The sequence below is a fragment of the Rubritepida flocculans DSM 14296 genome (assembly GCF_000425365.1).
Lineage (GTDB): Bacteria > Pseudomonadota > Alphaproteobacteria > Acetobacterales > Acetobacteraceae > Roseococcus > Roseococcus flocculans.
In genome coordinates this window covers 1-23,786 of record NZ_AUDH01000023.1, presented here as the reverse complement: position 1 = coordinate 23,786, position 23,786 = coordinate 1, and the positions used below count along the sequence as shown (strand labels likewise).

Genomic DNA, 23,786 nt, shown 5'->3' with positions numbered 1-23,786 from the left:
GGGGCCCGTCCTCGGTCTCCTTCTGCTCCATCACCTGCCAGGGCTGGTGGGTGCGCTTGGTGCGGCGGTCCACCGCCATGGTTGACCTCACCGAACACGAGCGCGCTGCCCTCCGCGCCGCCATGCGGGCGATGGCCGAGGTGATGGCCGAGATCGGCTGGACCACGGCCCTCAACGCGCTGTCGGAGCAGCAGGTGTTGACGCTCGCGGAGGTGGCCGTCGGCGCCTTCCAGGACGCCATGCGCGCCTCCGCCTCCAGCGGAACGCCGGAGGTGCCGTTCTGATGGCCGACGGTAGCCTCGACTTCAATCACCGCCCGAAGCCGCCCACCGCGGCCGAGGCGATCAACGCCCTGATCGACGCGGCGCTGGTGGCGGAGAACGGCACGCGGGCGCGCCGCGAGTATCTCGGCGGCTCGCGGCTGGGCGATCCCTGCGCGCGGCGCCTGCAGTACGAGTTCCTCGACGTCCCGCGCGACCCGGACACCGGCTTCTCGGGCCAGACGCTCCGCGTCTTCGCGGTGGGGCATGTCTTCGAGGATCTGGCGATCGGCTGGCTCCGGCGCGCCGGCTTCGACCTGCGCACCCGCAGCCGCAGCGGCGAGCAGTTCGGCTTCTCGGTCGCGGCCGGCCGCGTGCAGGGCCACATCGACGGCGTGGTCGTGGCAGCGCCAGCCTCCGCCCAGAGCGTCGTCGCCGTCCCGGCGCTGTGGGAATGCAAGTCGGCCAACGCCCGCAACTGGAAGGAGATCGTCCGGCGCGGCGTCGCCGCGGCCAAGCCGATCTACGCGGCGCAGGTCGCGCTCTACCAGGCGTACATGGGCCTGACCGAGGCGCCGGCCCTGTTCACCGCGGTGAACAAGGACACCGCCGAGCTGCACCACGAGCTGGTGCCCTTCGACGGCGCGCTGGCCCAGGCCACCAGCGACAAGGCGGTGCGCGTCCTGCAGGCCTGCGACGCCGGCGAGTGGCTGCCGCGCATCGCCGCCGAGCCCGATCACCCCGAATGTGCGCGCTGCCCCTGGCGCACGCGGTGCTGGTCATGAGCGCCGCCGAGGTGAACCCGCCGATGCCGGTCGCCCCCGATCCCGCCATGGTCGCGGCCTATGCCGACATGGTCTTCGGCTGGTGCGAGGGCTGGGTCGCGGTCCGCGCGCTGGCCGAGAAGGGCGGGCCCGACCGCGCGCCGCACACGCCCTTCCTGCCGGCCGATGCCGATCTGCCGGCGAAGCTCGCCGTGCAGGCGCGCTGGGCCGCCGAGGCGGGCATGGCGCTCTACGTCATCCCCGGCACGGTCGTCGCACCCGGCCAGGCCAGCGCCGAGCACATCGTGCAGATGCAGGTGGTGCTGGTCGATCTCGACGGCGGCGACATCGCCGCGAAGCGGGCGCATCTGGTCCGGCACCTCGGCCCGCCCAGCCTCGAGGTCGCCTCCGGCGGCGTCACGCCGGAGGGCCAGGCGAAGCTCCACCTCTACTGGCGGCTCACCGAGCCGGCCACCGGCGAGGACCTGGCCACGGTGTGCCGGCTGCGGCACGCGATCGCGGTGAAGGTCGGCGGCGATCCGGCCTTCCGCTCGGCGCACCAGCCGATCCGCGTCGCCGGGTCTGTCCATGCCAAGGGCGGGCAGCCGAGGCTGGTCGCCATCCTCTCCTCGGGCGGCGCGGACCGCGACCTCACGGAGTTCGCCGAGGCGGTGCTCGCCATGCCGCCCCTGGCGGGGGTGGGCAGCGAGGTGGCGCCGGACCCGGCGGAGGACCCGCTCGACTTCAACGGCGCCGGCCGCGGCGAGGTGACCGAGCTCTTCGCCCAGGTGGTGCGCGAGGGCGGCGCCGATGGCCTCACCCGCTTCGAGGCGCTCTCCCGCATCATCGGCTACTGGATCCGCCGCTGCCAGGACGGCTTCGTCACCGCGGCCCAGGCTTGGCAGGAGATCCAGGACTACAACGCCGCACGGATCAGCCCGCCCTGGCCCGAGGACCGGCTGCGCCAGGAGGCGGAGCGGCTGTGGCGCCGCGCCGAGGCCAGTCACCCCGGCACAGGTGCAGGCGAGCCCGACCAGGCCGTAGCCGAGGGCGATGGGCCGGGCGACGATGGCCCGCTGCCGGTCGGCTTCACCGAGGACGCCCTCGCCGCCGCGTTCAGCGCGCAGCATGGCGAGGACTGGCGGCATGTCGCGGTCTGGGGCGCCTGGCTCACCTGGACCGGAACGCGCTGGGAGCGCGAGGGCACGCTGCGCGCCTTCGACCTCGCCCGCCACGTCTGCCGCGCCGCGGCCAACCGCGCCAACAACGCCAGGGTCCGCACGAAGCTCTCCCAGGCCGCAACCGTCGCCGCCGTCGAGCGCCTGGCGCGCGCCGATCGGCGCCACGCCACCACCGCCGAGGTCTGGGACCGCGATCCCTGGCTGCTGAACACCCCGGCCGGCGTCGTGGATCTGCGCAGCGGCGCGCTCGCCCCGCACGACCGCGCCCTCTGCATGACCAAGATCACCACCGCCGCGCCCCGGGGCGACTGCCCGGCTTGGCTCGCCTTCCTCGCCCAGGTCACGGGCGGCGACGCCGAGCTGCAGGCCTACCTCCGCCGGGTGGTCGGCTACGCGCTCACCGGCGTGACCACCGAGCACGCGCTGTTCTTCCTCTACGGCACCGGCGCCAACGGCAAGTCGGTGTTCCTCAACACGCTCACCGCCCTCCTCGGCGACTACGCCACCGTCGCGCCCATGGACATGTTCATGGCGACCAGCGGCGAACGCCATCCGACCGACATGGCCGGGCTGCGCGGCGCCCGCATCGTCACCTCGATCGAGACCGAGCAGGGCAGCCGCTGGGCCGAGAGCAAGCTCAAGGCGCTTACGGGGGGCGACCGCATCACCGCGCGCTTCATGCGGCAGGACTTTTTCGAGTTCACCCCGCAGTTCAAGCTGCTGGTCGCGGGCAACCACAAGCCAGCGATCCGCAATGTCGACGAGGCGATGCGGCGGCGGCTGCACATGGTGCCGTTCACGGTCACCATCCCGCCCGCCCGGCGCGACAAGCGGCTGCCCGAGCGGCTGCTCGCGGAGCGCGACGGCATCCTCGCCTGGGCGATCGAGGGCTGCCTCGAATGGCAGCGGATCGGGCTCCGCCCGCCCGCCACCGTGCTCGCCGCCACCGACGAGTACTTCGAGGCCGAGGACGCGCTGGGGCGGTGGATCGAGGAGTGCTGCGAGCGCGGCAGCCAGCACAGCGAGGCGACTGCGGCCCTCTACGCGTCGTGGAAGGCCTGGGCCGAAGCCAGCGGCGAATTCGTCGGCTCGATCAAGCGCTTCTCGCAGACGCTGAGCGCGCGCGGGTTTTCGCCCCACCGCACCAGCGCGCAGCGCTGCTTCATCGGCCTGCGCCTGCGCGCGAACACAACCCATTCCGAAATCGAGATGGAGTTCTGAGCGATGACCGATTGTGACGGATTGACGCGTCACTCCCCTATTGATGCCCTCGCGTGCGCGCGCGCGCGTGAGCAGTCAATGGAAAAACCCGCCGCAATCGTCACCATGCGTCACGGAAGCCTGCTCGCCCTCGACCTCGGCAGCTCTCTCGGCTGGGCGCTGCGGCTGCCGGATGGCAGCATCGCCTCCGGCACCGCCGCCTTTCGGCCCGGCCGCTTCGAGGGCGGCGGCATGGGCTGGCTGCGCTTCCGCCGCTGGCTGGACAGCATGGGCTCGAGCGCCGGCCCGCTCGGCAGCGTCGTCTTCGAGGAGGTGCGGCGGCACGCCGGCACCACCGCCGCCCATGTCTATGGCGGCTTCCTCGCGCACCTGACCGCCTGGTGCGAAGGCGCCGGCGTCCCCTACCAGGGCGTCCCGGTCGGCACGATCAAGCGCTTCGCGACCGGCAAGGGCAATGCACCGAAGGAGGCGGTGATCGCCGCCATGCGGGCGCGCGGCTTCGCGCCGGCGGACGACAATGAGGCGGATGCCCTCGCCCTGCTGCTGTGGGCGATCGACGCCCGGGGCGGTGTGCAGTGAGGCTGCCCGGCGCGCCGGCGCTGCCGCGATGCCCCCTCGGCCGCGAGCCGAGCCCCGCCAACCCGGCCGACCTCGAGGCCATGCGCCGGCGCGTCTGGCGCGAGCAGGGCGTCGTCGCGCTCTGCCCCGATAACATCACCGATCCCTGGCTTCGCCAGGCACTTACCAACGAAGCGACGCGGCGCTGGGGGCCGCGGAACGGAGGCATGACCCATGGCCGCTAAGCGCAAGAAGAAGATCCGTGTCCAGCAGGAGAACCTCGCCATGCCGAGTCGGTGGCGCCTGCAGCATGGCGGGTTCAGCGAGCCGATCCGCGAGGCAGACCCGGAGACCGGCGTCCCCGTCGTGCATCGACGCGCGGTCGACACCCTTGGCCTGATGCTCGCCAACGGCACCATCACCCAGGAGATGCACGATGCGGGCGGCTGCTTCCGGGTGCTGTTCCGGCGCGCCGCGCTGGACGGCATGGTGCGCGCCTCCCTGCTGCGCCTGCCAGGCCGGACCGCCGACGCGCTGTCCGAGCGCGCCATGGACGCGCGACGGCGCGTGGCCGAGGCGCTCGACGCGCTGGGCGGTCACGACAGCGCCGCCGGCTCCTGCGCCTGGCACGTGCTCGGCCTCGAGATGTCGGTGCGCGAGTGGGCGACGCGCCAGGGCTGGGGAGGGCGGCCGGTCTCGCCGCCGCAGGCGCAGGGCATGCTGGTCGCAACGCTCGGTGTGCTGGCGGGGCACTTCGGCCTCGTGCCGCGGACGAGGGCGGCGTGACGGCCGCACGCCGTGACCCGGCTTCGGAGCGAAAACAAAGGAACGCCTGCGCGGAAATGTCGCGTTGCGCCCTGGAATCCGTCTGTCCTATCCTGCGGCCAACTTGAAGATGCGCGAGCGCGAAGCGGCCGACCAGCCACAGCGTCGCTCGATCGAGACAGTGGCTCGCGAGCCGCAGGGTCCTTCCTGGGCCTGGCGTATGCGGGACGCGGAAGCGCGCGAGGTTCCTAGCGTCAGTCCCGTTCTCCAGGTTGCCAGCGTCGCCAGGTTGCCAGCCGCGGCGCCCTCCGTTCCACCCTCACGCAGGTCCCGATGCCCCAGGCCCCATGGGCTGCGAGCGCCGTCGAGGCGCGCGCGGTCGCCTCGCTGCTGCCCTATGCCGGCAACGCGCGCACGCATTCGCCCGAGCAGGTGGCGCAGATCGCGGCCAGCATCCTCGAGTTCGGCTTCGTCGCGCCGGTGCTGGTGGACGAGCGCGGCGAGGTCATCGCCGGCCACGGCCGGCTGCTGGCCGCGCAGTCCCTCGGCCTCGCCACGGTCCCGACGATCGTCCGCGCCGGCCTCACCGAGGCGCAGAAGGCCGCCTATCGCCTGGCCGACAACCGCATCGCGCTGAACGCGGGATGGGACGAGGCGCTGCTCGCCGCCGAGGTGGCGAAGCTGCAGGAGACGGGCGGCATCGACCTGGCGCTCACCGGCTTCGACGGCGCGGAGATCGAGCGGCTGCTCGCCGGGCTGGAGGCGGTGGCAACCGAGCCTGGCGACGGGCCGGTTGCCAGCCCGGCGGTTGCCAGTGGCAACCCCGCCGCCGACGCGCCAGGGGAGGACTCGGCGGCCGAGGACCCGGCCGACGCCGAGCCTGTGGCGCCCCGTGCGGCGGTCACCCGCCTGGGCGATCTGTGGATGCTCGGCGAGCACCGGCTCCTCTGCGGCGACAGCACCGATGCGGCCTCGGTCGCCCGCGTGATGGGCACCGACCGCGCGGCGCTGCTGTTCACCTCCCCGCCCTACGGGAACCAGCGGGCCTACACGACGGGCGGCGTGTCCGACTGGGACGCGCTGATGCTGGGGGTGTTCCAGCATCTCCCCGCAGCGCTGCGCCCCGACGGCCAGGTGCTGGTGAACCTCGGCCTGATCCACCGCGACGGCGAATGGCAGCCCTACTGGCAGGGCTGGCTCGACGGGATGCGCGGCCAGGGCTGGCGGCGCTTCGCCCTCTACGCCTGGGACCAGGGGCCGGGCCTGCCGGGGGACTGGAACGGCCGGCTCGCGCCGGCCTTCGAGCTGGTGTTCCACTTCAACCGCGAGGCGCGGCCGCCCAACAAGATCGTCCCCTGCAAATGGGCCGGCACGCCGAACAAGGGCAGCGGGCTGCGCGCCGCCGACGGCGCGGTGAAGGCCTACACCCACATCGGCCTGCCGGTGCAGGAGATGCGCATCCCCGACAGCGTGCTGCGCATCACCCGCCACAAGGCCAGGGGCATCGAGACCGAGCACCCGGCGGTGTTCCCGGTCGCGCTGCCGGAGTTCCTGATGCGCGCCTACACCGACGAGGGCGAGGCGGTGTTCGAGCCCTTCTCGGGCAGCGGCACGACGATCCTCGCCGGCCAGCGGACCGGGCGGCGGGTGCGGGCGATCGAGCTCGCGCCGGCCTATGTCGACCTGGCGGTCGCCCGCTGGCGCATGCTGCATCCCGACCTGCCGGTGACGCTCGCGGACGACGGCCGCGCCTACGACGCCGTCGCCGCGGCGCGCGCGGGGGCGCTCGCCGATGCCGCCTGACCTTCGCGTCGAGATGCTGCCGGTCGCGGCGCTGGTGCCCTATGCCGCGAACGCCCGGCAGCATCCCCCCGAGCAGGTGGCGCAGCTCGCAGCCTCGATCGGCGAGTTCGGCTTCACCGTGCCGGTGCTGGTGGACGAGGCCGGCGTGCTGATCGCGGGCCACGGCCGCATCCTGGCCGCCAGGGCGCTCGGCCTCGAGGCGGTCCCGGCGATCCGCCTGTCGCATCTGACCGAGGCCCAGGCGCGGGCCTACCGGCTGGCGGACAACCAGCTGGCGCTGACCTCGACCTGGGACGAGGCGCTGCTCGCCGCCGAGCTGCGCGCGCTGCGCACGGAGGAGTTCGACCTCGGGCTGCTCGGCTTCGATGGCGCCGCGCTGGACCGGCTGCTCGCCGAGGCGACGGCGGAGGCGCCGGCGGTGGGCGGTGGCGATCCCGACGCGCCGGCGCCGGAGCCGCCGGCGGTCCCGGTCACCCGCCCCGGTGACCTCTGGCTGATGGGGCCGCACCGGCTGCTCTGCGGCGACGCCACCAGCGCCGTGGACGTCGCCCGCCTGCTGGATGGTGCGCGGACGCACCTCATGGTCACGGATCCCCCGTACGGGGTGAACTACGACCCCGAGTGGCGCAACGAGGCCGGCGTCTCGGCGACGATGCGCACCGGCAGGGTGGCCAACGACGACCGCGCCGACTGGCGGGAGGCCTGGGCGCTGTTCCCCGGCGACGTCGCCTACGTCTGGCACGCCGGCGTGCACGCCCGCACCGTGATCGAGAGCCTCGAGGCGACCGGCTTCGCGGTGCGCAGCCAGATCGTCTGGGCCAAGCCGCGCTTCGTGCTGGGGCGGGGGGACTACCACTGGCAGCACGAGCCCTGCCTCTACGCGGTGCGCAAGGGCGCGACGGGGCACTGGCAGGGGGCGCGGGACCAGGCGACGCTGTGGCCGATCGCGACCGCCGGCGACGAGGACGCCGCCACCGTGCACGGCACGCAGAAGCCCGTGGAATGCATGCGCCGGCCGATGCTGAACAACAGCGCGCCAGGCGAGTCCGTGTACGAGCCGTTCTGCGGCAGCGGCAGCACCATCATCGCCGCGGAGACCGCCGGACGCGCCTGCCTCGCGATGGAGATCGACCCCCGCTACGTTGATGTGGCGGTGCGGCGCTGGCAGGACTTCACTGGCAGCTCCGCGGTGCTGGCCGGGGAGGAGCGGGCGTTCAGCGATGTCGCCGCCGCCCGCTGGGCGCGAGCGGCGGCGTGATCGATCGCGAGAATGCTTACTCGGCGATGCGATAGATCGAGTAGGACCCCTTCGCGCCTTCCTTGTTCGGACCGACCTGGCGGATGCGCTCGGCGGCGATCACGGTGATGCCCTGGCGGCGCTTGAGGCCCGCGAAGAACCCCCGCACCGTGTGCGGCTGCCAGCCCGTCGCCTCGCAGATCTGCGCCACCGTCGCCCCCTCGGGGCGGCGGAGCATCGCCAGCACCGTCTCCCGCTTGGTGCCCTCGCGCGGCCCGCGCGGCGCGCCGTCGGTCCGCTCCGTGGCCCGACCGCGCGTCGCACGGGCCGGCTTGCCGGCCAGCGCCGCGCGCAGCGCCTCCATCGGGCCGTCGAGGGCGCCGATCATGTCGCCCTCGCGGTTGGCGTCGTCGTCCCAGGCGGCGAGCACGCGCTGCGCGGCGGCGCGGAGCGTCGCCCGCGGCGCCGGGCGCGGGGCGGCGAGGGCCTGGTCGAGCAGGGCGAGTTCCTCGGTCCGGGCGGGGTCGAGGGCGGCTTCGGGCGCGGTGGCCTGCGTGTCCCCCGGCGCGGCGTCCGTCCCGCCCAGGGGCGCCCTGTCGCCCACCGTGGCCGGCTCTGCCGGCTCGTCGTCGCCGTCGACGAGGCGGGGATCCGCCCCGTTGCGCTCGTCGCGCGGGCGGGCGTCCGCCGGCTCCGCGCCATCGCCCTCCGGCGCGACGCCGATGGCACGCAGGCCTGCGTCGGTGATCTTGAGCAGCATCTCGTCGCCATCCACCGTCCACTTCGCCCGCGCGTCGTGGGCGGGGCGGTGCACCGCGATGACCAGGTCGTGCTTCAGCAGGGCCTTCGCCACCGTCTGCCGCGCCGCGGCCGGGAGGCGCTCGGGCGGGACTGCCAGCCCGTCGTCGCGCTGGCTCGCCTGGCTGAGGATGGTGCGCTGGGTGTCGGTCAGCCTCATCGTCGGGGTCTCTGGTTCCGGGAGCCGACCCTCTCGGCCCCCTACTGCCGGGAGCCCCGCCGGGCTCGGCCCGGTCGGGGCGGTGCGGGAGGCGCGCCGCGTCAGCGGGCGTATTCGCCTCGGCGGAAGTGCTGGTCCGCGATGTCCTTCAGCTTCGCGGTGGCGTCCGCGAGCCAGGCGGTCTCGCCCCAGAGCACCGCCTCGGGGTCCGCCCCGAAGTGGTCCACACTGGCCTGCTGCAGTTCGGCCAGCAGGGCGTCGAACTCGGCCTTCTTGGCGAGGAAGGCTTCGAGGCTCCGCTGCTGGTTGGCTTCACGCTTCGTCATCGTGGTCTCCGTCATCCGCATTGCGTGACGGACCATTCGCGCTGTGGCGGGGGCGGAGCCAAGCGCCATCGGCGCTCCGTCGATTGCTCTTTTCGGGGGGTTCCGATCACATCATGATCGCCACCGCGCAGCCGGGCCGCGTGGCCTCGCAGCGCGAGGTGGCGCGCCGCCTCGGCGTGTCCCACACGGCGCTGCAGAAGGCGCAGCGCGCCGGCCGTATCGCGCCCGAGGCGGACGGCGCCTGGGACGTCGAGAAGGTTCGCGCGCGGCTGGCCGACAGCAGCGATCCCGTCCGGAAGACGGCGACGCTGGCGCCGGCTCCACCGGCACCACCGCGGCCCGCGGCGCCACCGCCTGTCGCAGCGATGCCGCCGGCCGCCGATCCGCTGCCGCGCGCCGCCGGCAGCACGTTCCACGATGCGCGCACCGCGAACGAGGTGCTCAAGGCGCAGGAGCGGCGGCTCAGGCTCGACGAGCGCAAGGGCAGGCTGGTCGACAAGGCGCGCGCGCTGCTGCTGGTGCACCGCCTCGCCAAGGAGGAGCGCGACGCCATCCTCGCCTGGCCGGCCCGCGTCGCCGCCGAGATGGCGGCCGAGCTCGGCGTCGATGCCCACCGGCTGCAGACCATGATGGACGCCCGGCTGCGCGCGCATCTCGCCGCGCGGCACGATGTCCGGGTGCAGGTGGCGTGATGGCGGGCGAGCATCTCTTGGAGGAACTCGGCCGCTTCGAGGGCGACGCCGAGATCCTGCAGGCCTGGCGCGACGGCATGGCGCCCGAGCCGGCGCTGCTCGTCTCGGAGTGGGCCGACCGCCACCGCGTGCTCGGGAGCCGCGGGTCGGCCGAGCCCGGGCCATGGCGCACGGCGCGCACGCCCTATCTGCGCGAGATCATGGACGCGCTGTCGCCGGCGCATCCGGCGCGGCGGGTGGTGTTCATGAAGGGGGCCCAGGTCGGCGGGCCGCTCGCGCTGGATACGGCCATCCCCACGGCCGAGGGCTGGGCCACGATGGGCGCGCTCGTGGTCGGCGACACCCTGTTCGACGAAGCCGGACGCCCGTGCCGGGTCACCGGCGTGTCGCCGATCATGATCGGCCGCGACTGCTACGGCGTCACCTTCGACGACGGCACGCGCATCGTCTGCGATGGTGACCATCGCTGGCCCGTCTGGGACTTCACGGACGCCGAACGTCCCGTCCGGCGCACCCTCCACACGCGCGACATGGTCGGGCGGACGCAGCTCGGCGGGGGCAAGCGGCGGCGCTACGCGGTCGATTGCTGTCAGCCCGTCGAGCTGCCGGACCAGGACCTGCTGATCCAGCCCTACGTCCTCGGCGTGTGGCTCGGCGACGGTTCGGCGACGATGAACCACATCAGCGTCCACGAGGAGGACGCGGAGGTCGCCGACCATCTGCGCGCCTGCGGGGTCGATGCCATCTTCCGGCGGCCGGCGTGGCGCAAGGGGCGCTGCGGCAACATCGTCATCGATCCGACCTTCCGGCTCGTGGACGACGGCGTCACGCCCGCCCGCATCCAGCACCGCTCGCGCTTCACGATGCGGCTGCGCATGCTCGACGTGCTGGAGAACAAGCATATCCCGGCGGCTTACCTGCGGGCCAGCCGCGCGCAGCGGCTCGAGCTGATCCGCGGCCTGATGGACTCGGACGGCACCATCTCGCCGGACGGCAAGCGCTGCGAGTTCAGCAACACCGACCCCGGCCTGATCGAGGGCATGGTCGAGCTGCTGCGCAGCCTCGGCTACAAGCCGACGATCTACCGGGTAGCCTCGAGGCAGAAGGTCATCAACGGCACCGATCGCGCGTGCCTCGGCTATTCGCGCGTATCCTGGACCGCCTACCGCGAGGAGCCGATGTTTCGGTTGTCTCGCAAGGTCGCGCGGATGCGTTCGGTGGAGCGCGGCCGGCCGCTCAAGAGCCGACGGCGCCGCATCGTCAGCATCGAGCCGGTCGAGAGTGTGCCCGTCCGGTGCATCGAGGTGGACTCGCCCAGCCACCTCTACCTCTGCGGAGAAGGTTGGGTCCCGACGCACAACACCGAGTGCGGCAACAACTGGATCGGCTACGTCATCCACCACGCGCCCGGGCCGATGCTGGCGGTGCAGCCCACCACGGAGCTGGCGAAGCGCTTCTCCGACCAGCGCATCGACCCGCTGGTCGAGGAGACGCCGGCGATCCGCGAGCGCGTCGCGCCGGCCCGCTCGCGCGACAGCGGCAATCGCCAGCTCTCGAAGGAGTTCCCCGGCGGCCAGCTGGTGATGACCGGCGCCAACAGCGCGGTCGGCCTGCGCTCGATGTCGGCGCGCTTCCTGTTCCTCGACGAGATCGACGCCTATCCTGGCGACGTCGAGGGCGAAGGCGATCCGATCGCGCTCGCCGAGGCCCGCGCCCGCACCTTCGGCTGGCGGCGCAAGGTGCTGCTGGTCTCGACGCCGACCATCGCCGGCCTGTCGCGCATCGAGCGCGAGTACCTCGCCACCGACCAGCGGCGCTACGTCGTGCCCTGTCCCCACTGCGGGGCGATGCAGTGGCTGCGCTTCGAGCGGCTGGTGTGGGACGCGGGCGAGCCCGAGACGGCGCGCTACCTCTGCGAGGCCTGCGACGGCGCGATCGGGGAGCAGCACAAGGCGGCGATGCTGGCCGCGGGGGAATGGCGGGCCAGTGCCACGGCGACGGACCCGCACGCGATCGGCTTTCACATCTCGGCGCTCTACTCGCCGCCCGGCTGGATGCCCTGGTCGGAGATCGCGCGGCTCTGGCTTGCGGCGCAGGGCGACGACCGGGCCATCAAGACCTTCCGCAACACCGTGCTCGGCGAGACTTGGCAGGAGGCGGGCGAGGCGCCGGACTGGCAGCGGCTCTACGACCGGCGGGAGTATTGGCCGGCCGGCACCGTGCCGATGGGCGGGCTGCTGCTCACCGCCGGCGTGGACGTGCAGCGCAACCGGCTCGAGGCCTCGGTCTGGGCCTGGGGGCAGGACCGGCAGTCCTGGCTGGTCGAGCACCGCGTCCTGGCCGGCAACCCGTTCGAGGCAGCGGTGTGGGAGGATCTTCGCCTGCTGCTCGGCGAGACCTGGCGACATGCCTCCGGCCACCGCCTGCCCATCGCCATGGCGGCGATCGACAGCGGCGACGGCATGACCACGGCGGAGGTCTACGCCTTCGTGCGCCGCGCCGGCGCGGGCCGCGCCATCGCGGTCAAGGGCCAGGACGGGCTGCGCGCGGCGGTCGGCCAGCCGGCGGCGACGGAGGTGCGGCGGCAGGGGCGCAAGCTCGGCGGGCTCAAGGTCTGGCCGGTGGGATCCTCCTTCCTCAAGGCCGAGACCTATGGCTGGCTCAAGCTCGACCGGCCGACCGAGGAGAGCGGCGAGCCCTTCCCGCCCGGCTACGTCCACCTGCCGATGCATGCTGCCGGCGAGGAGTTCTGTCGCCAGCTCACGGCGGAGCAGCTGGTGGCGCGCGCCGGGAAAAACGGCTTCCGCCGGCTGGAGTGGGTCAAGACGCGCGAGCGCAACGAGGCGCTCGACTGCCGCGTCTATGCCCGCGCCGCGGCGGCGGCGCTCGGCATGGACGGCTGGGGCGAGGGGCGCTGGGCACGGATGGCCGATGCGCTGTCGCTGCCGGCGGCGGAGCCGCCCTCGGCAGACGAGGCGGCGCCGGTCACGACCAATAGGCCAGCCACGCCACCTGACCTTCGTCCCCGCGCCTGGCTCGCCCCGCGCGGCGGCTGGCTGCGCTGACCATGGAGACCCTCATGACCGCCCTCGTCCCGGTCCGCACCACGATCGCCGCCGGCCAGGCGCTGAGCGCGCCGGTCGCCAGCGTCGGCTATGGCGTCTGCCTGCTGCTGCTGCCCGCCGCCTGGACCGACGCCCCGCTCACCGTCCAGGGCTCGCTCGACGAGGGCGAGCCCACGGCCTGGGCTGACCTCCATGACCATCTCGGCAACGAGGTCGTGCTGACCGTCGCCGCCGGCCGGGCCCTCACCCTGCCACCCACCCTGCTGCTCGGTTGGCGCTGGCTGCGGCTGCGCTCCGGCCTCGCCGCCGCGCCGGTGAGCCGGGCCGCCGCCCGCACCATCACCCTCGGCATCCGGCCGCTGGCATGACCGCGCTGTTCCAGCATTACCTGCCGCCCGCGCCGGCGATGCTGCCCTACGTCCCGGGGCGGTTCTACGCCTCGCAGCATGCGCGCGCCGTCGGGGCGTCTCTCGCGATGGTGGCGAACCGGCTCTACTGCGTGCCCTACCTCCTCGCCCGGCCGGGCCTGTTCTCGGCCATGGCGGTGAGCGTGACCACGGGTGCCGCGGGCTTCCTGCGCATGGCGCTGGCGGCCGACAACGGCGCCGGGCGACCGGGCGCCGTGATCGAGGAACCGCTCGTGGACGCCGACACCACGGTCGGATCGGCGATCTGCCCCTTCGCGCAACCGCGCTGGATTTCGGCCGGCATCTGGTGGCTGCTGCTGTGCTTCTCCGGCGCGCCTTCGGTGCGCGGCACCTCGAACCAGGTGTTCAGCGGGGGCAATACCCTGCTACTCGGCTCGACCTCGGCCGATGGCGGATCGGGCGGCGGCACCGGCAGCGAGAACGGGTTCTTCGCGCCGCTGACCTGGCAGGCCGGCGTGCCGATCATGCCGAACCCGCCCACCGGGTTGTCCTATCTGGTCAACGCGGCGACGCCGCTGCCGACGCTCCGGGCCGCGTGATGGACCCGGCCGTTCTCGCCTGGGCGCTGGCGCAACCGCCCGGCAGCCGCGCCGCCGCCCTCGCTGCCGCCTACACGGGCGGCACCACGCGCGTGAGCTTCGAGGGGCGCACCGTGGAATACCGGAGCCTGGACGAACTCGGGCGGGCGCTGGCCGTCCTGCGCAGCGCCGAGACCACGGCAGCGCGCAGGCCGGCGGCGACGCTCGCCTCCTTCTCGCGGGGCAATGGCACGTGATCGAGCGGATGATCCGAGCCTGGCGGGCCTTCCGCGGCTACGCCGCGGCGCAGGACCATCGCGCCTCCGTCTGGGCGCCCTCGGGCGGCAGCGCCAATGCCGAGGTCGGCCTGGCCGCGGCGACGGTGGCGCGCCGCGCGCGCGACGCCGTGCGCAACGACCCCTATGCCAGCCGCATCGTCGATCTGTGGACCGGCAATGCGGTCGGCGCCGGCATTACCACCCGCTGGCCGGACGATCCGCATCGCCGCGCCTGGCAGCGCTGGGCGGAGAGCACCGCCTGCGACGCCGAGGGGCGGCTCGACCTCTACGGGCTGCAGGCGCTGGTGATGCGGGCCGTGGTCGAGAGCGGCGAATGCTTCATCCGCTTCCTGATGGTGCCGCCATCGGCCGCCAACCCGATCGGCCTCCGGCTGCAGGTGCTGGAGAGCGACCACCTCGACACCGCGCGCAACGGCATGGTGGAGGGCGCCCCGACCATCCAGGGCATCGCCCTCGGCGAGGCCGGCGAGCCGGTCGGCTACTGGCTGTTCCCGACCCATCCGGGCGCGTGGATGCTCCCAGGCGTCCGGATGGCGAGCGAGCGCATCCCGGCCGCAGAGGTGCTGCACGTCTATCGCAAGCGCCGCCCCGGCCAGCTGCGCGACGTCTCCTGGCTCGCGCCGGTGCTGCTGCGGCTGCGCGACCTCGGCGACTACGAGGCGGCGCTGCTGATGAAGGCCAAGATCGAGGCCTGCCTCGCCGCAGTGGTCACCGAGGAGGGCGACGAGGCGCTGACCGGCACGGCGTCCGGCCTGCTCCGCGACGCCCAGGGCCGCGCGGTCGAGAGCTTCGAGCCGGGGATGATCCTCTACCGCCGCGGCATGGGCAGCGTGGAGGTGGTGAACCCCTCGGGCGGCGGCAGCCATGCCGCCTTCGCCCGCCGGGCGCTGGAGGCCGCCGCGGTCGGCGCGGGCCTGACCTACGATCAGGTGTCCGGCGACCTGACGCAGGCCAACTACTCCTCGCTGCGCGCCGGCAAGATCGAGTTCCGCCGCCTCTGCGAGCAGGTGCAGTACGGCATGCTCATCCCGATGCTGGTGCGGCCCGTCGCGGACCGCTTTCACCAACAGGGCGCGCTGCTCGGACTGTGGGACGCCGAGATGCCGGACGGCGTCAGCCATGTCCCGCCGGCGCATGAGATGATCGACCCGCTCAAGGACACCACCGCCCTCATCGCGCAGGTCAGGGCGGGCTTCGTGCCGCAGCCGGAGGCGGCAGGGGCCTTCGGCTACGACTTCCGCGCGGCGGTGGAGATGATCCGCGAGGCCAACGCGCTGCTGGATGACGCCGGCCTCGCGCTCGACACCGACCCGCGTCGGGTCGCCAAGTCCGGCGCCGCCCAGGACGCCGCGCAGATGGCCGCCATCGAGATCGCCGCGACGGGCGCGGCGGCTCCACTGCGCCAGCCGACTGCGAGCCAGGCGGAGCCGGGCTGAGCGTCGCCTGTCCACAGATCGTCCCAGGCTTCTCCCCAGGGATATCCACATGACCGAGACCACCGAACCGGGCGGGGGAGACCCTGCGTCGGACCAGGATGTTGCAGCCGATCGACCGGCCCCGGTCGCGCCCGGTCACACTCCGGGGCAGTCGATCGTCGCGCAGCGCGCCATCGCCGCGCCGGCCACCGTCGATCGCGCCGCGCGCACCGTCGAGGTGGTGTGGTCCACCGGCGCACGCGCCCGCAACTTCGTCCCCTCCCTCGGCCTGATCACCGAGGAACTCGAGATGTCGCCCAACGCGGTGCGGATGGCGACGCTCCGCTCCGGCTGCGCCCCGGTGCTCGACACCCATCGCCGCGGTGGAGCCAGGGATGTGCTGGGTCGCGTCACCGCCGCCCGCCTCGAACGCGGTCGTGGCTACGCCACGCTGCAGTTCAGCACGGCGGCTGACGTCGAGCCGATCTGGCAGCGCATCGCCGACGGCACGCTGCGCGCCGTCAGCGTCGGCTACCGCGTGCACCGCTACGAGCCGCGGGCCGACCCCGCCACCGGCGAGACCGTCCACCGCGCGGTGGATTGGGAGCCCTTCGAGATCTCCGTCGTCCCGGTCCCGGTGGACCGGGACGCCGCGGTGCGGGCGCAGGGGGAGCAGGGCCTCCCCGCGCCAGCGATCGAACCCGCCCTGCCTGACGAGGACACCACCATGCCCGAGACGACGCCGGCCGAGCCGGCTGCTGCCCCGTCGGCGCCGCCCTCCGCCGCGCCGTCCAACCCGCCCCAGGAGACGCCCGTGACCACCACGCCCGAGCCCACCCGCGCCGTACCGCCGCCGGACCTCGATGCAGTCCGCGCCAAGGCGAGCCGCGCCGAGCGCGAGCGCATCGCCGGCATCGACGCTGCCGTCGAGGCCGCCCGCGCCCTGCTGCCGGCGGAGCGCATCACGCCGATCCGTGCCGAGGCCATCGCCCAGGGCTGGACCGGCGACCAGGCCCGCCGCGCCCTGTTCGACGCCCTGGTGGCGCAGGGGCTGCGCCCGTCCATTCCGGCGCGCCCGGAGACCGGCCCGAGCCACGACGATCCGGCGCAGGTCCTCGACGCCATGGCCGAGGCGCTCGCTGTGCGCGCCATGCCCGGCTACCAGCCCCAGGGCTCCGGCCGCCACGCCGAGTTCCTGGGCTGGCGCCCCTCCGACATGCTGCGCGAACTGCTCGCCCGCCGCGGCGAGCGCAACCCGCCGCGCAACCCGACCCTGCTCGCCGAGCGCGCCTTCCACACCAGCTCCGACTTCCCGGCCCTGCTCTCCGCCGCCGCGAACAAGATGCTGCTCGCCGCCTACGTACCGGCGCAGCCGACCTACCGGCAGATCTTCCTCCGCCGCGACTTCCGCGACTTCAAGCCGCACCGCCACCTCCGCATCGGCGACTTCCCGACCCTGCTGCCGCTCGCCGAGAACGGCGAGATCCAGGTCGGCACCATGTCCGAGAGCCAGGAGATCGTGCTGCTGCAGACCTTCGCCCGGCGCCTCCGCGTCACGCGCCCGATGCTGGTCAACGACGACCTCGGCGCCTTCACCGACTTCGCCGCCGCCATCGGCCGCCGCGTCGCCGAGTTCGAGAACGCCACCGCCTACAACCTGCTGAACAGCGCCAATGGCGACGGCCCGACGCTCGCCACCGGCAACGCGCCGGTGTTCGCCACCGGTGCTGCGCGGGCCAACAAGGCCGGGACCGGCACGCCGCTCGACACCGCGACGATCGGTGCCGGCCGCGCCGCCATCATGAAGCAGCGCACCCTCGACGGCCTGCCCATCTCCACGGGCCAGACCATGCGGCTGCTGGTCGGGCCGAACCTCGAACTCGCGGCGCGGCAGGCGACGGTGCCGGTGGCGGCGACGCAGACCAGCAACGCGAACGTCTTCGCGGGCTTCGTGCAGCCGGTGGTCGAGCCGCTGATCCCGGGGAACCGCTGGTATCTCTTCTCCGACCCGCTCGCCGCACCGGTCTATGTCTACGGCTACCTCAACGGCACCGAGGGGCCGCAGGTCACCACCGGGCCCGTCCAGGGCGCGGACGGCATCGAGGTCAGCGTGATCTTCGACTTCGGCGTCGGCGCCATCGACTGGCGCGGCGCCTGGTTCAACCCGGGCACCTGATCACCATGACCGGAGGATGGGCACGCCATAGCGCTTGGCGTGCCTGTCGTCGGTGACGAAGGTCGCCCCCTCGGCCGCGGCCTGCGCCAGGAGCAGGTGATCGAACGGGTTGCGATGATGGTCGGAGACCGGCAGCGTCAGCAGCCGTTCGACATGCCCCGGCGTCAGGTCCAGCAGATCGAACCCGGCGCGCACGCTCTCCCGGATCAGCGCAGGCACGTCCACCTCCAGCTTGCCGATCCGCACCTTGATCGCCGCCTCCCACAGGGAGACGACGCTGACGAGCACTGTGTTGCCGGGATCGGCGATCGCCGCGCGGGCCTTCCGCCCGAGCTGCTCATCGCCGGCCGCGAACCACAGCAGCACATGCGTATCGAGCAGCAGCCTCACGCGGCCCGCCCACGCCGAGGCGGCGGGAAGGGATCGGCCTCCATCGCGGCCAGAATGTCGGCCGGGGTCTCCCGGAAATCGGGCGCCAGGCGGATCCGGCCCCTCATGAAGCCGAACGGCCGAGGCGCGGCAGCCGGGCGCTCGACCGGCACGAGCCGGGCCACCGGCTCGCCATTCGACGTCACCACCACTGTCTGCCCGCGCTGTACGCGTCGCAGGTGCTCGGACAGCCGGCCGCGGAAGTCACGCACGCTCACCCTGGCTTCGTCAGGCATTCGACCCTCCGTGATCACGCGAAGTGTACACGCCAGGGTCGGTTCGCCGCAACGGCGGCCTTCGTTCCACTTCCCGATTCTCGCCTCAGAGGAGACCCCTCCATGCGCAACTGCATCCGTCCCGACGCCCGCTCCATCCCGATGGTGGTGCCCTACGCCGGTGGCATCCTCGCCGGTCAGGGCATGCTGGTCGGCGCCTTCTTCGGGGTGGCGGCCTCCGACGCCGCGCAGAATGAAACCGTCGAATGCGAGACCCGCGGCGAGTTCGAGCTGCCGAAGGACCCCGCCCAGGCCATCTCCGCCGGGGCGCGGGTGTTCTGGGACAACACCAACCGCCGCCTCACCACCACCGCGACCGGCAATTACCAGGTCGGCATCGCCACCGTCACCGCGGCCTCGGCTGACACGACGGTACGGGTGATGCTCGCCCGGGTGCCGGCTGCGGGGGCGTGATGGCCGTGCTGCTGCCGCGCGATCGCGCGCGCCTCGAGCGCGTGCACCGGGACCTGGTGCGCGTCGTCGAGCGCGCCCGCCAGGCGGTGCCGTTCATCGTCACCGAGGGGCTGCGGTCCCGCGAGCGCCAGGCCCGGCTGGTCGCGATCGGCGCCTCGCGCAGCATGGACAGCCGGCACCTGACCGGCCACGCCGTCGACCTGGCCTACTGGCTGGACGACGGCGACGGCGCGGTCGAGCAGGGCGAGATCCGCTGGGACTGATGGGGTGGACGGCCCCCATTGTTCGGCATCGCGTGCCAGGGTGTGGGCGTCTGGAGAGACCCCACGGAACAGGAGCCGTCCGTCATGGAGATTAGCACTGTCGGCCTCGATCTCGCGAAGCGAGTGTTTCAGGTCCATGCAGCCGATGCAGCAGGGAACGTGGTGCTGCGCCAGAAACTGCAGCGAGCCGAGGTGGAGACCTTCTTCGCCAGGCTGCCGCCGTGCCTGGTCGGGCTCGAGGCCTGCTCCACGGCGCACCATTGGGCGCGGACCATCCGCCGTCACGGGCACAACGTGCGCCTGATCCCGCCGGCTTATGTCAAGCCCTACGTCAGGCGCGGCAAGACAGATGCGGCCGACGCTGCGGCGATCTGCGAGGCCGTGAGCCGACCGCACATGCGCTTCGTGCCCGTGAAGTCGGAGCAGCAGCAGGCGGCGCTGCTCCACCATCGCACGCGCGACCTCCTGGTGCGGCAGCGGACGATGCTGATCGGCGCTCTTCGCGGGCATTTCGCCGAGTTCGGCGTTGTCGTGCCGTCCGGCCAGCATCGTGTGGCGCAGCTCGTCGCATTGCTCCAGGACGACGATGCGCTCGATATACCTCCGCTGGCACGTGAAGGCTTGCGCAATCTGGCCGGAGCCCTGCAGCAGCTCGAGGAACGCATCGAGGGCATCGAGAAGATCCTGATGCGCGAGCACAGGGCCAATCCGGTGAGCCGGCGGCTGGCGACCATCCCGGGCGTCGGCCCGATCACCGCCTCGGCGATCGCCGCAACGATACCCGATGCTGGCCTCTTCAGATCAGGGCGAGACCTGGCGGCGTGGATCGGGCTGGTGCCAAAGCCGCATTCCAGCGGCGGCAAGGAGAAGCTCGGGGCGGTCTCCAAGCAGGGCGATCGATACCTCCGCCGGCTGTTGACGGTCGGCGCCACCGCGGCGATGCGACACCTGAAGGGCAAGACGGATGGGCTGTCGGCCTGGACCAGGGCGCTGCTGGAGCGGCGACCGTTCCGCCTCGTCTCGCTGGCACTCGCGAACAAAATGGCCCGCATCGCCTGGGCCGTGATGACCCGTGGCGACACATATCGTGCCCCTGCGCCAGCAGCGACGGGAGCCACCGCAGCAGCTTGAGCCTGGCCACGTCGCGAGAGGCCACAGGCGCATCGGAATCGCGAGGGTGAGAAGGAGCTGATGGAGGATCGGTCGTGACCGAGGATGAGGACACCCCGATAGAGCGGCAGCGCTTCGAGCGCGCGGGATTGGTTGGGACCACATCCGCGGATCGCATCAGGGCCAGCGGCCATGCGCGCCGCACCAAACAGGCCGGACACATGGCTGCACCCGACCGATGCAATGTCAGACCCGAAATCACCCCTTGCGAGGTGGGGGCCGTCCACACATGGCCCCTGTATGAGCAGATCGGCGCGGCGATGAAGGCCGCGGCGAGGGAGCTCGGCGTGCCGATCGTCTGGGGCGGCGACTGGGCCGCCTTCCGGGACGGGCCGCATTTCGAACTCGACCGCACGGCCTACCCGTGACGGGCTCGGCGATCCTCTCGCTACTCGGCCGGCACGCGCTGCCGATCGGTCTCGCAGTGGCTTTCGCTGTCACGGCTGTGATTGCCTGGAACTTCCGTGTCCAGCGTGACGCCGCTCGCCTCGACGCGGCGATGGCCAGCCGGGCGGCGGAAGCCAACGCCGCCGCGCTCGCTGAGGCCACGGCGGAGCACGCGCGCCACATCGCCGCGCTGACCGGCGAGGCCGAGCGTGCCCGCGCCCAGGCCGCGCGCCTCGGCGCGAACCTGGAGGCCCTCCGCCGTGACCCGAGCCATGCCGCCGATGCTGCCCCTGTGCTGCGCGATGCTGTCGAGCGCCTGCGCGCCGGCCGCGCCGCCGGAGATCCGCCTGCTGCCGCTGCGCCTCCCTGACGCGCTGCTGGTCTGCGTCGCGGCGCCGGCGCTGCCCGGCACCGAGCGGCTGACCCAGGGGCAGGTGGCGGAGCTGCTGCTGGCCTATGACGCCGCCCATGCCGACTGCGCCGGGCGGCTGGCCGCGGTGCGGTGGCTGAACCGCGCCGGGGAGGGCGAGTGATGAACGCCTTCGCCGAGGCCATGGCCGCGCTGGTGGCGGACCCGAACCTCGGGGTCGAAGCCCTCTACCGGCAGGGTGGCACCGGCCCGGCGGTTGCGATCCGCGTCCTGCGCTCCTCGCCCGACCGCGTCGGCGAGGCCTTCGGGACCGAGATTGTCGCGGCGACCGACATCCTCTCGGTCGCCATCGCCACGCTGCCCGGTCTCGCTGCCGGCGACAGCTTCGCCCTCGGCCCCGACCTGCTCACCGTCACCCACGCCGAGCGCGACGCCACTGGCACCGCCTGGCGCGTGTTCTGCCAGCGATAGGAGCCCGCCCGCCATGCCGCAGAACGCCCTCAGCCTTCTGGAGATGCTGCGCGACCTGCTGCTCGGCGCCGCGGCCGGCCTCGCCGGGGGCTTCGTGCGCTGGAACCACCCCGAGCGCCGGCGCTTCGGCTGGTGCCTCGCCTGGGAACTGCCCTCCGCCGCGCTGCTCGGCAGCGCCGGCTATGCGCTCGGGGGCTTCCTGGAGTTCAACGAATACGGCCGGTTCCTGTTCGCCTTCGTGTTCGGCTATCTTGGCCAGGCGGCGCTGCACGATCTCGCCGTCGCCATCATCCGCCACCGCATCGGCCTGCCGCGGGGCCAGGACCGGCCGTGAGGCTCGCCGTCACCATCGTCGGCGACCTGCGGCAGGTGCTGGCGGCCGAAGTGCGCGAGGGCGAGCGTGCGGCCATGCAGGCCCTCCGCGCAGAGACCGAGCAGGTCAAGCAGGAGCTGCGCCGGCAGGTCACCAACACCTTCGGCGGCAACGCGCGGGGGATCGCCAATGCCTGGCGCTCCCAGGTGTTTCCGCGGACCGGCCAGTCGCTGCGGCCCGCCGGCCTCATCTGGACCAAGGTGCCGAACGTGATCGACGCCTTCGAGCGCGGCGCGCTGATCCGCGCCAAGGGCGGTCGCAAGTTCCTGGCCATCCCGACCGGCTTCAACGCGGCGCGGGGGCGCCGGGGCCGCGGTGAGAAGGGGATGCGGGTGACGCCGGCGCAGATGGTCGCCTCCGGGCAGGGCTTCCTCCGCCCCTTCCGGTCGGGCCGGGGCTTCGTCTGGTGCCTGCCGCTGCGCGCCGGGGAGCCGACCGGCCGGCGCCGCCGCACCCGGCTCATCGCAGGCGGCGTTGCGGAGATCGGCACCGGCCACCGCAAGGGCCGCGAGGCCTGGGCGCGCGGCATGCTCCAGCGCGGCATGGTGCCGATGTTCCTGCTGCTGCCGCAGGTGACGCTCGCCAGGCGGCTGGACGTGAAGGGTGCCGCCGAGCGCAGCCTGCGCCGGCTGCCCGGGCGCTTCGTGGCAGCCTGGGGTCGGACGCATGCGTCCGACGAGAGCGGGAGGGCGGCGCCGTGAGCGCGCGCGAGGCCGCCATCGCGGCGCTGCACGGCCGGCTGGCCACAGCCTTGGCCGGCAGGAATCCGGCGCCTCTGGTGCTGCGCGGCGACACCGTGCCGCAGCGCCAACCGGCCGGTGGGTTGATCGTCATTCGCGATGGCGAGACCGTGGAGGAGACGGCGATCCTCTCGCCGCTCGCCTGGGCCATCGAGCATCGCGCCGAGGTCGAGGTCACTGTCGGCGGCGCGACGCCGGCGGCCCGCAATGCCCTGCTCGACGCGCTGCTCGTGGCCATCGGCGCCGCCATTGCCGCAGACCGCACCCTGGGCGGCGCGGTGGACTGGGCGCAGCCCGGCGCGCCCGAGTTCGAGGATGTCGAGTTCGAGGGCGCCGCCGCGGCCCGCGCTGCCTCGGTCCCCGTCGCGCTGTTCTTCACCGTCGCCGGCTCGCCGCTGGCCTGACGCCTCTCCCTCCCGCTGATCCTGGAGACCCCCGATGCCCCGTGCCATCGGCGCCAATTGCCGCCTGCTCATGACCCCCGAGGCGACCTACGGCACCGCGCCCGCGGGCGACTGGCTGCGGATGCCGTTCCTCTCCTGCGACCTCGGCGCCGAGCAGCCGCTGCTCGATGCCGATGTCATCGGCGTCGGCAGCAGCCGCGATCCGGCCGCGCCCTTCCTCGACACCGTCACCGTGCAGGGCCAGGCCGTGGTGCCGGTGGACCTCAACAACATCGGCCACTGGCTGCGCCTGCTGCTCGGCCCGCCGACCACCACCGGCACCGACCCGAACTTCATCCACAGCTTCGGCTCGGGCGCGGCGGCGCTGCCCTCGAACAGCGTCGAGATCGGCTACCCGGACGTTCCGAACTACGACCTCTGCACCGGCGTCCGCGCCGACACGCTGGAGATCGACTTCTCGCCCTCTGGCCCCGCCACCGCCAGCTTCGGCCTGATCGGCCAGGGCTCGACGCGCGGCGGCACGAGCGCCGGCGGCACGCCGACCAGCGCCGCCTACACCGCCTTCCACAAGGCGCAGGGGGCGATCAGCCGGAACGGCTCCGCGCTCGCCCAGGTGACCGGCGCGCGGCTCACTTACGCGAACGGCATGGAGATGGTGCGCACCATCCGCGCCGACCGGAAGGTCGAGGGCGTGGACCCCGGCATCGCGCGCGCCACCGGCCAGATCACCGCGCGCTTCGCGGACACCACGCTGCTGACCCAGGCGCAGAACAACGCGCCGGCGGAGTTCGCCTTCGGCTACACGATCGACGCCAACTGCAGCC

Annotated in this window: 29 protein-coding genes; 24 read left to right on the top strand and 5 right to left on the bottom strand. The window is 73.3% G+C overall.

The features are described 5' to 3' along the window. The first annotated feature begins 77 nt into the window (after positions 1-77). From H596_RS24635 to H596_RS0114800, 7 genes are all read left to right on the top strand, one after another. The gene (locus H596_RS24635; RefSeq protein WP_027285547.1) at positions 78-284 is read left to right on the top strand and encodes a DUF6511 domain-containing protein; all 207 of its coding nucleotides are present in this window, start codon (positions 78-80) and stop codon (positions 282-284) included. Next, a complete protein-coding gene (locus H596_RS0114830; protein WP_037301630.1) occupies positions 284-1,045 on the top strand; it encodes an isoleucyl-tRNA synthetase in 762 nt (253 codons plus the stop codon). Before H596_RS24635 ends, H596_RS0114830 begins: the two co-directional genes overlap by 1 nt. Then, positions 1,006-3,426 carry a phage/plasmid primase, P4 family gene (locus H596_RS23035; protein ID WP_051213139.1) on the top strand — a complete coding sequence of 807 codons (2,421 nt, stop codon included), beginning with the start codon at positions 1,006-1,008 and terminating at the stop codon, positions 3,424-3,426. The genes H596_RS0114830 and H596_RS23035 overlap by 40 nt, the downstream gene beginning before the upstream one ends. A gap of 105 nt (positions 3,427-3,531) precedes the next feature. Continuing rightward, positions 3,532-4,005 (top strand): hypothetical protein, encoded by a 474-nt coding sequence (locus tag H596_RS0114820; protein ID WP_037301628.1) that lies wholly within the window; start codon positions 3,532-3,534, stop codon positions 4,003-4,005. Positions 4,006-4,218: 213 nt separating this feature from the next. Then, positions 4,219-4,770: a hypothetical protein gene (locus tag H596_RS0114810; protein ID WP_027285543.1), complete on the top strand. Its 552-nt coding sequence runs from the start codon at positions 4,219-4,221 to the stop codon at positions 4,768-4,770. A 312-nt stretch (positions 4,771-5,082) separates the two neighbouring features. After that, positions 5,083-6,552, top strand: coding sequence for a site-specific DNA-methyltransferase (locus H596_RS0114805; protein WP_027285542.1), 1,470 nt, complete (start codon positions 5,083-5,085; stop codon positions 6,550-6,552). Further along, positions 6,542-7,810: a site-specific DNA-methyltransferase gene (locus H596_RS0114800; protein ID WP_027285541.1), complete on the top strand. Its 1,269-nt coding sequence runs from the start codon at positions 6,542-6,544 to the stop codon at positions 7,808-7,810. Before H596_RS0114805 ends, H596_RS0114800 begins: the two co-directional genes overlap by 11 nt. Positions 7,811-7,826: 16 nt before the next feature. On the opposite strand, the gene H596_RS24400 is transcribed toward H596_RS0114800, so the two are convergent. Together H596_RS24400 and H596_RS0114790 are read right to left on the bottom strand one after the other, a co-directional pair. Continuing rightward, a complete protein-coding gene (locus H596_RS24400) occupies positions 7,827-8,747 on the bottom strand; it encodes a DUF3489 domain-containing protein (protein WP_051213133.1) in 921 nt (306 codons plus the stop codon). A 101-nt stretch (positions 8,748-8,848) separates the two neighbouring features. Then, positions 8,849-9,073: a hypothetical protein gene (locus tag H596_RS0114790; protein ID WP_027285540.1), complete on the bottom strand. Its 225-nt coding sequence runs from the start codon at positions 9,071-9,073 to the stop codon at positions 8,849-8,851. Positions 9,074-9,231: 158 nt separating this feature from the next. On the opposite strand from H596_RS0114790, the gene H596_RS24630 reads away from it, so the two are divergent. The 7 genes from H596_RS24630 to H596_RS0114755 are packed head-to-tail and all read left to right on the top strand — an operon-like array spanning position 9,232 to position 17,666. Next, complete coding sequence (locus H596_RS24630) at positions 9,232-9,765, top strand: elements of external origin (RefSeq protein WP_245584025.1); 534 nt, start codon at positions 9,232-9,234, stop codon at positions 9,763-9,765. Next, complete coding sequence (locus H596_RS23470) at positions 9,765-12,830, top strand: terminase gpA endonuclease subunit (RefSeq protein WP_084602832.1); 3,066 nt, start codon at positions 9,765-9,767, stop codon at positions 12,828-12,830. Before H596_RS24630 ends, H596_RS23470 begins: the two co-directional genes overlap by 1 nt. Before the next feature lie 14 nt (positions 12,831-12,844). Beyond that, positions 12,845-13,198 (top strand): hypothetical protein, encoded by a 354-nt coding sequence (locus tag H596_RS0114775; RefSeq protein WP_027285538.1) that lies wholly within the window; start codon positions 12,845-12,847, stop codon positions 13,196-13,198. Then, positions 13,195-13,797 (top strand): hypothetical protein, encoded by a 603-nt coding sequence (locus tag H596_RS0114770; protein ID WP_027285537.1) that lies wholly within the window; start codon positions 13,195-13,197, stop codon positions 13,795-13,797. Before H596_RS0114775 ends, H596_RS0114770 begins: the two co-directional genes overlap by 4 nt. Then, positions 13,797-14,033, top strand: a complete 237-nt coding sequence (locus H596_RS0114765; protein WP_027285536.1) for a phage head-tail joining protein — start codon at positions 13,797-13,799, stop codon at positions 14,031-14,033. The genes H596_RS0114770 and H596_RS0114765 overlap by 1 nt, the downstream gene beginning before the upstream one ends. 8 nt (positions 14,034-14,041) lie before the next feature. Then, positions 14,042-15,511 (top strand): phage portal protein, encoded by a 1,470-nt coding sequence (locus H596_RS0114760; protein ID WP_245584024.1) that lies wholly within the window; start codon positions 14,042-14,044, stop codon positions 15,509-15,511. A 49-nt stretch (positions 15,512-15,560) separates the two neighbouring features. Then, complete coding sequence (locus H596_RS0114755) at positions 15,561-17,666, top strand: prohead protease/major capsid protein fusion protein (protein WP_027285534.1); 2,106 nt, start codon at positions 15,561-15,563, stop codon at positions 17,664-17,666. On the opposite strand, the gene H596_RS0114750 is transcribed toward H596_RS0114755, so the two are convergent. Continuing rightward, on the bottom strand, positions 17,667-18,056 hold the full coding sequence (locus H596_RS0114750) for a type II toxin-antitoxin system VapC family toxin (protein WP_027285533.1): 390 nt from the start codon (positions 18,054-18,056) through the stop codon (positions 17,667-17,669). Next, on the bottom strand, positions 18,053-18,331 hold the full coding sequence (locus tag H596_RS21810; RefSeq protein ID WP_051213130.1) for a type II toxin-antitoxin system Phd/YefM family antitoxin: 279 nt from the start codon (positions 18,329-18,331) through the stop codon (positions 18,053-18,055). Before H596_RS21810 ends, H596_RS0114750 begins: the two co-directional genes overlap by 4 nt. Before the next feature lie 102 nt (positions 18,332-18,433). On the opposite strand from H596_RS21810, the gene H596_RS0114740 reads away from it, so the two are divergent. The 4 genes from H596_RS0114740 (at position 18,434) to H596_RS24390 (ending at position 20,585) form a co-directional block, all read left to right on the top strand. Then, the gene (locus tag H596_RS0114740; protein WP_027285532.1) at positions 18,434-18,784 is read left to right on the top strand and encodes a DUF2190 family protein; all 351 of its coding nucleotides are present in this window, start codon (positions 18,434-18,436) and stop codon (positions 18,782-18,784) included. Further along, complete coding sequence (locus H596_RS21805; RefSeq protein WP_037301644.1) at positions 18,784-19,047, top strand: M15 family metallopeptidase domain-containing protein; 264 nt, start codon at positions 18,784-18,786, stop codon at positions 19,045-19,047. Before H596_RS0114740 ends, H596_RS21805 begins: the two co-directional genes overlap by 1 nt. A gap of 84 nt (positions 19,048-19,131) precedes the next feature. Further along, positions 19,132-20,178, top strand: coding sequence for an IS110 family RNA-guided transposase (locus H596_RS0114730; RefSeq protein WP_027285531.1), 1,047 nt, complete (start codon positions 19,132-19,134; stop codon positions 20,176-20,178). Positions 20,179-20,252: 74 nt separating this feature from the next. Continuing rightward, positions 20,253-20,585 (top strand): M15 family metallopeptidase, encoded by a 333-nt coding sequence (locus tag H596_RS24390; protein WP_211225286.1) that lies wholly within the window; start codon positions 20,253-20,255, stop codon positions 20,583-20,585. Positions 20,586-20,605: 20 nt separating this feature from the next. Here H596_RS24390 and H596_RS23885 read toward each other — a convergent pair whose 3' ends face one another. Continuing rightward, a complete protein-coding gene (locus tag H596_RS23885; RefSeq protein ID WP_027285529.1) occupies positions 20,606-20,878 on the bottom strand; it encodes a hypothetical protein in 273 nt (90 codons plus the stop codon). Here H596_RS23885 and H596_RS23880 point away from each other — a divergent pair. From H596_RS23880 to H596_RS0114690, 6 genes are all read left to right on the top strand, one after another. Next, positions 20,877-21,137 carry a hypothetical protein gene (locus H596_RS23880; RefSeq protein ID WP_037301624.1) on the top strand — a complete coding sequence of 87 codons (261 nt, stop codon included), beginning with the start codon at positions 20,877-20,879 and terminating at the stop codon, positions 21,135-21,137. The genes H596_RS23885 and H596_RS23880 overlap by 2 nt on opposite strands. Then, on the top strand, positions 21,137-21,445 hold the full coding sequence (locus tag H596_RS0114710; RefSeq protein WP_027285528.1) for a head-tail joining protein: 309 nt from the start codon (positions 21,137-21,139) through the stop codon (positions 21,443-21,445). The genes H596_RS23880 and H596_RS0114710 overlap by 1 nt, the downstream gene beginning before the upstream one ends. 13 nt (positions 21,446-21,458) lie before the next feature. Then, a complete protein-coding gene (locus H596_RS0114705) occupies positions 21,459-21,779 on the top strand; it encodes a phage holin family protein (RefSeq protein ID WP_027285527.1) in 321 nt (106 codons plus the stop codon). Beyond that, entirely contained in the window at positions 21,776-22,519 is a 744-nt protein-coding gene (locus H596_RS21795; RefSeq protein ID WP_051213127.1) for a DUF6441 family protein, read from the top strand. The genes H596_RS0114705 and H596_RS21795 overlap by 4 nt, the downstream gene beginning before the upstream one ends. Then, entirely contained in the window at positions 22,516-22,962 is a 447-nt protein-coding gene (locus tag H596_RS0114695) for a hypothetical protein (protein ID WP_027285526.1), read from the top strand. The genes H596_RS21795 and H596_RS0114695 overlap by 4 nt, the downstream gene beginning before the upstream one ends. A gap of 34 nt (positions 22,963-22,996) precedes the next feature. Next, on the top strand, positions 22,997-23,786 hold a 790-nt coding region (locus tag H596_RS0114690), incomplete at its 3' end, for a phage tail tube protein (protein WP_027285525.1).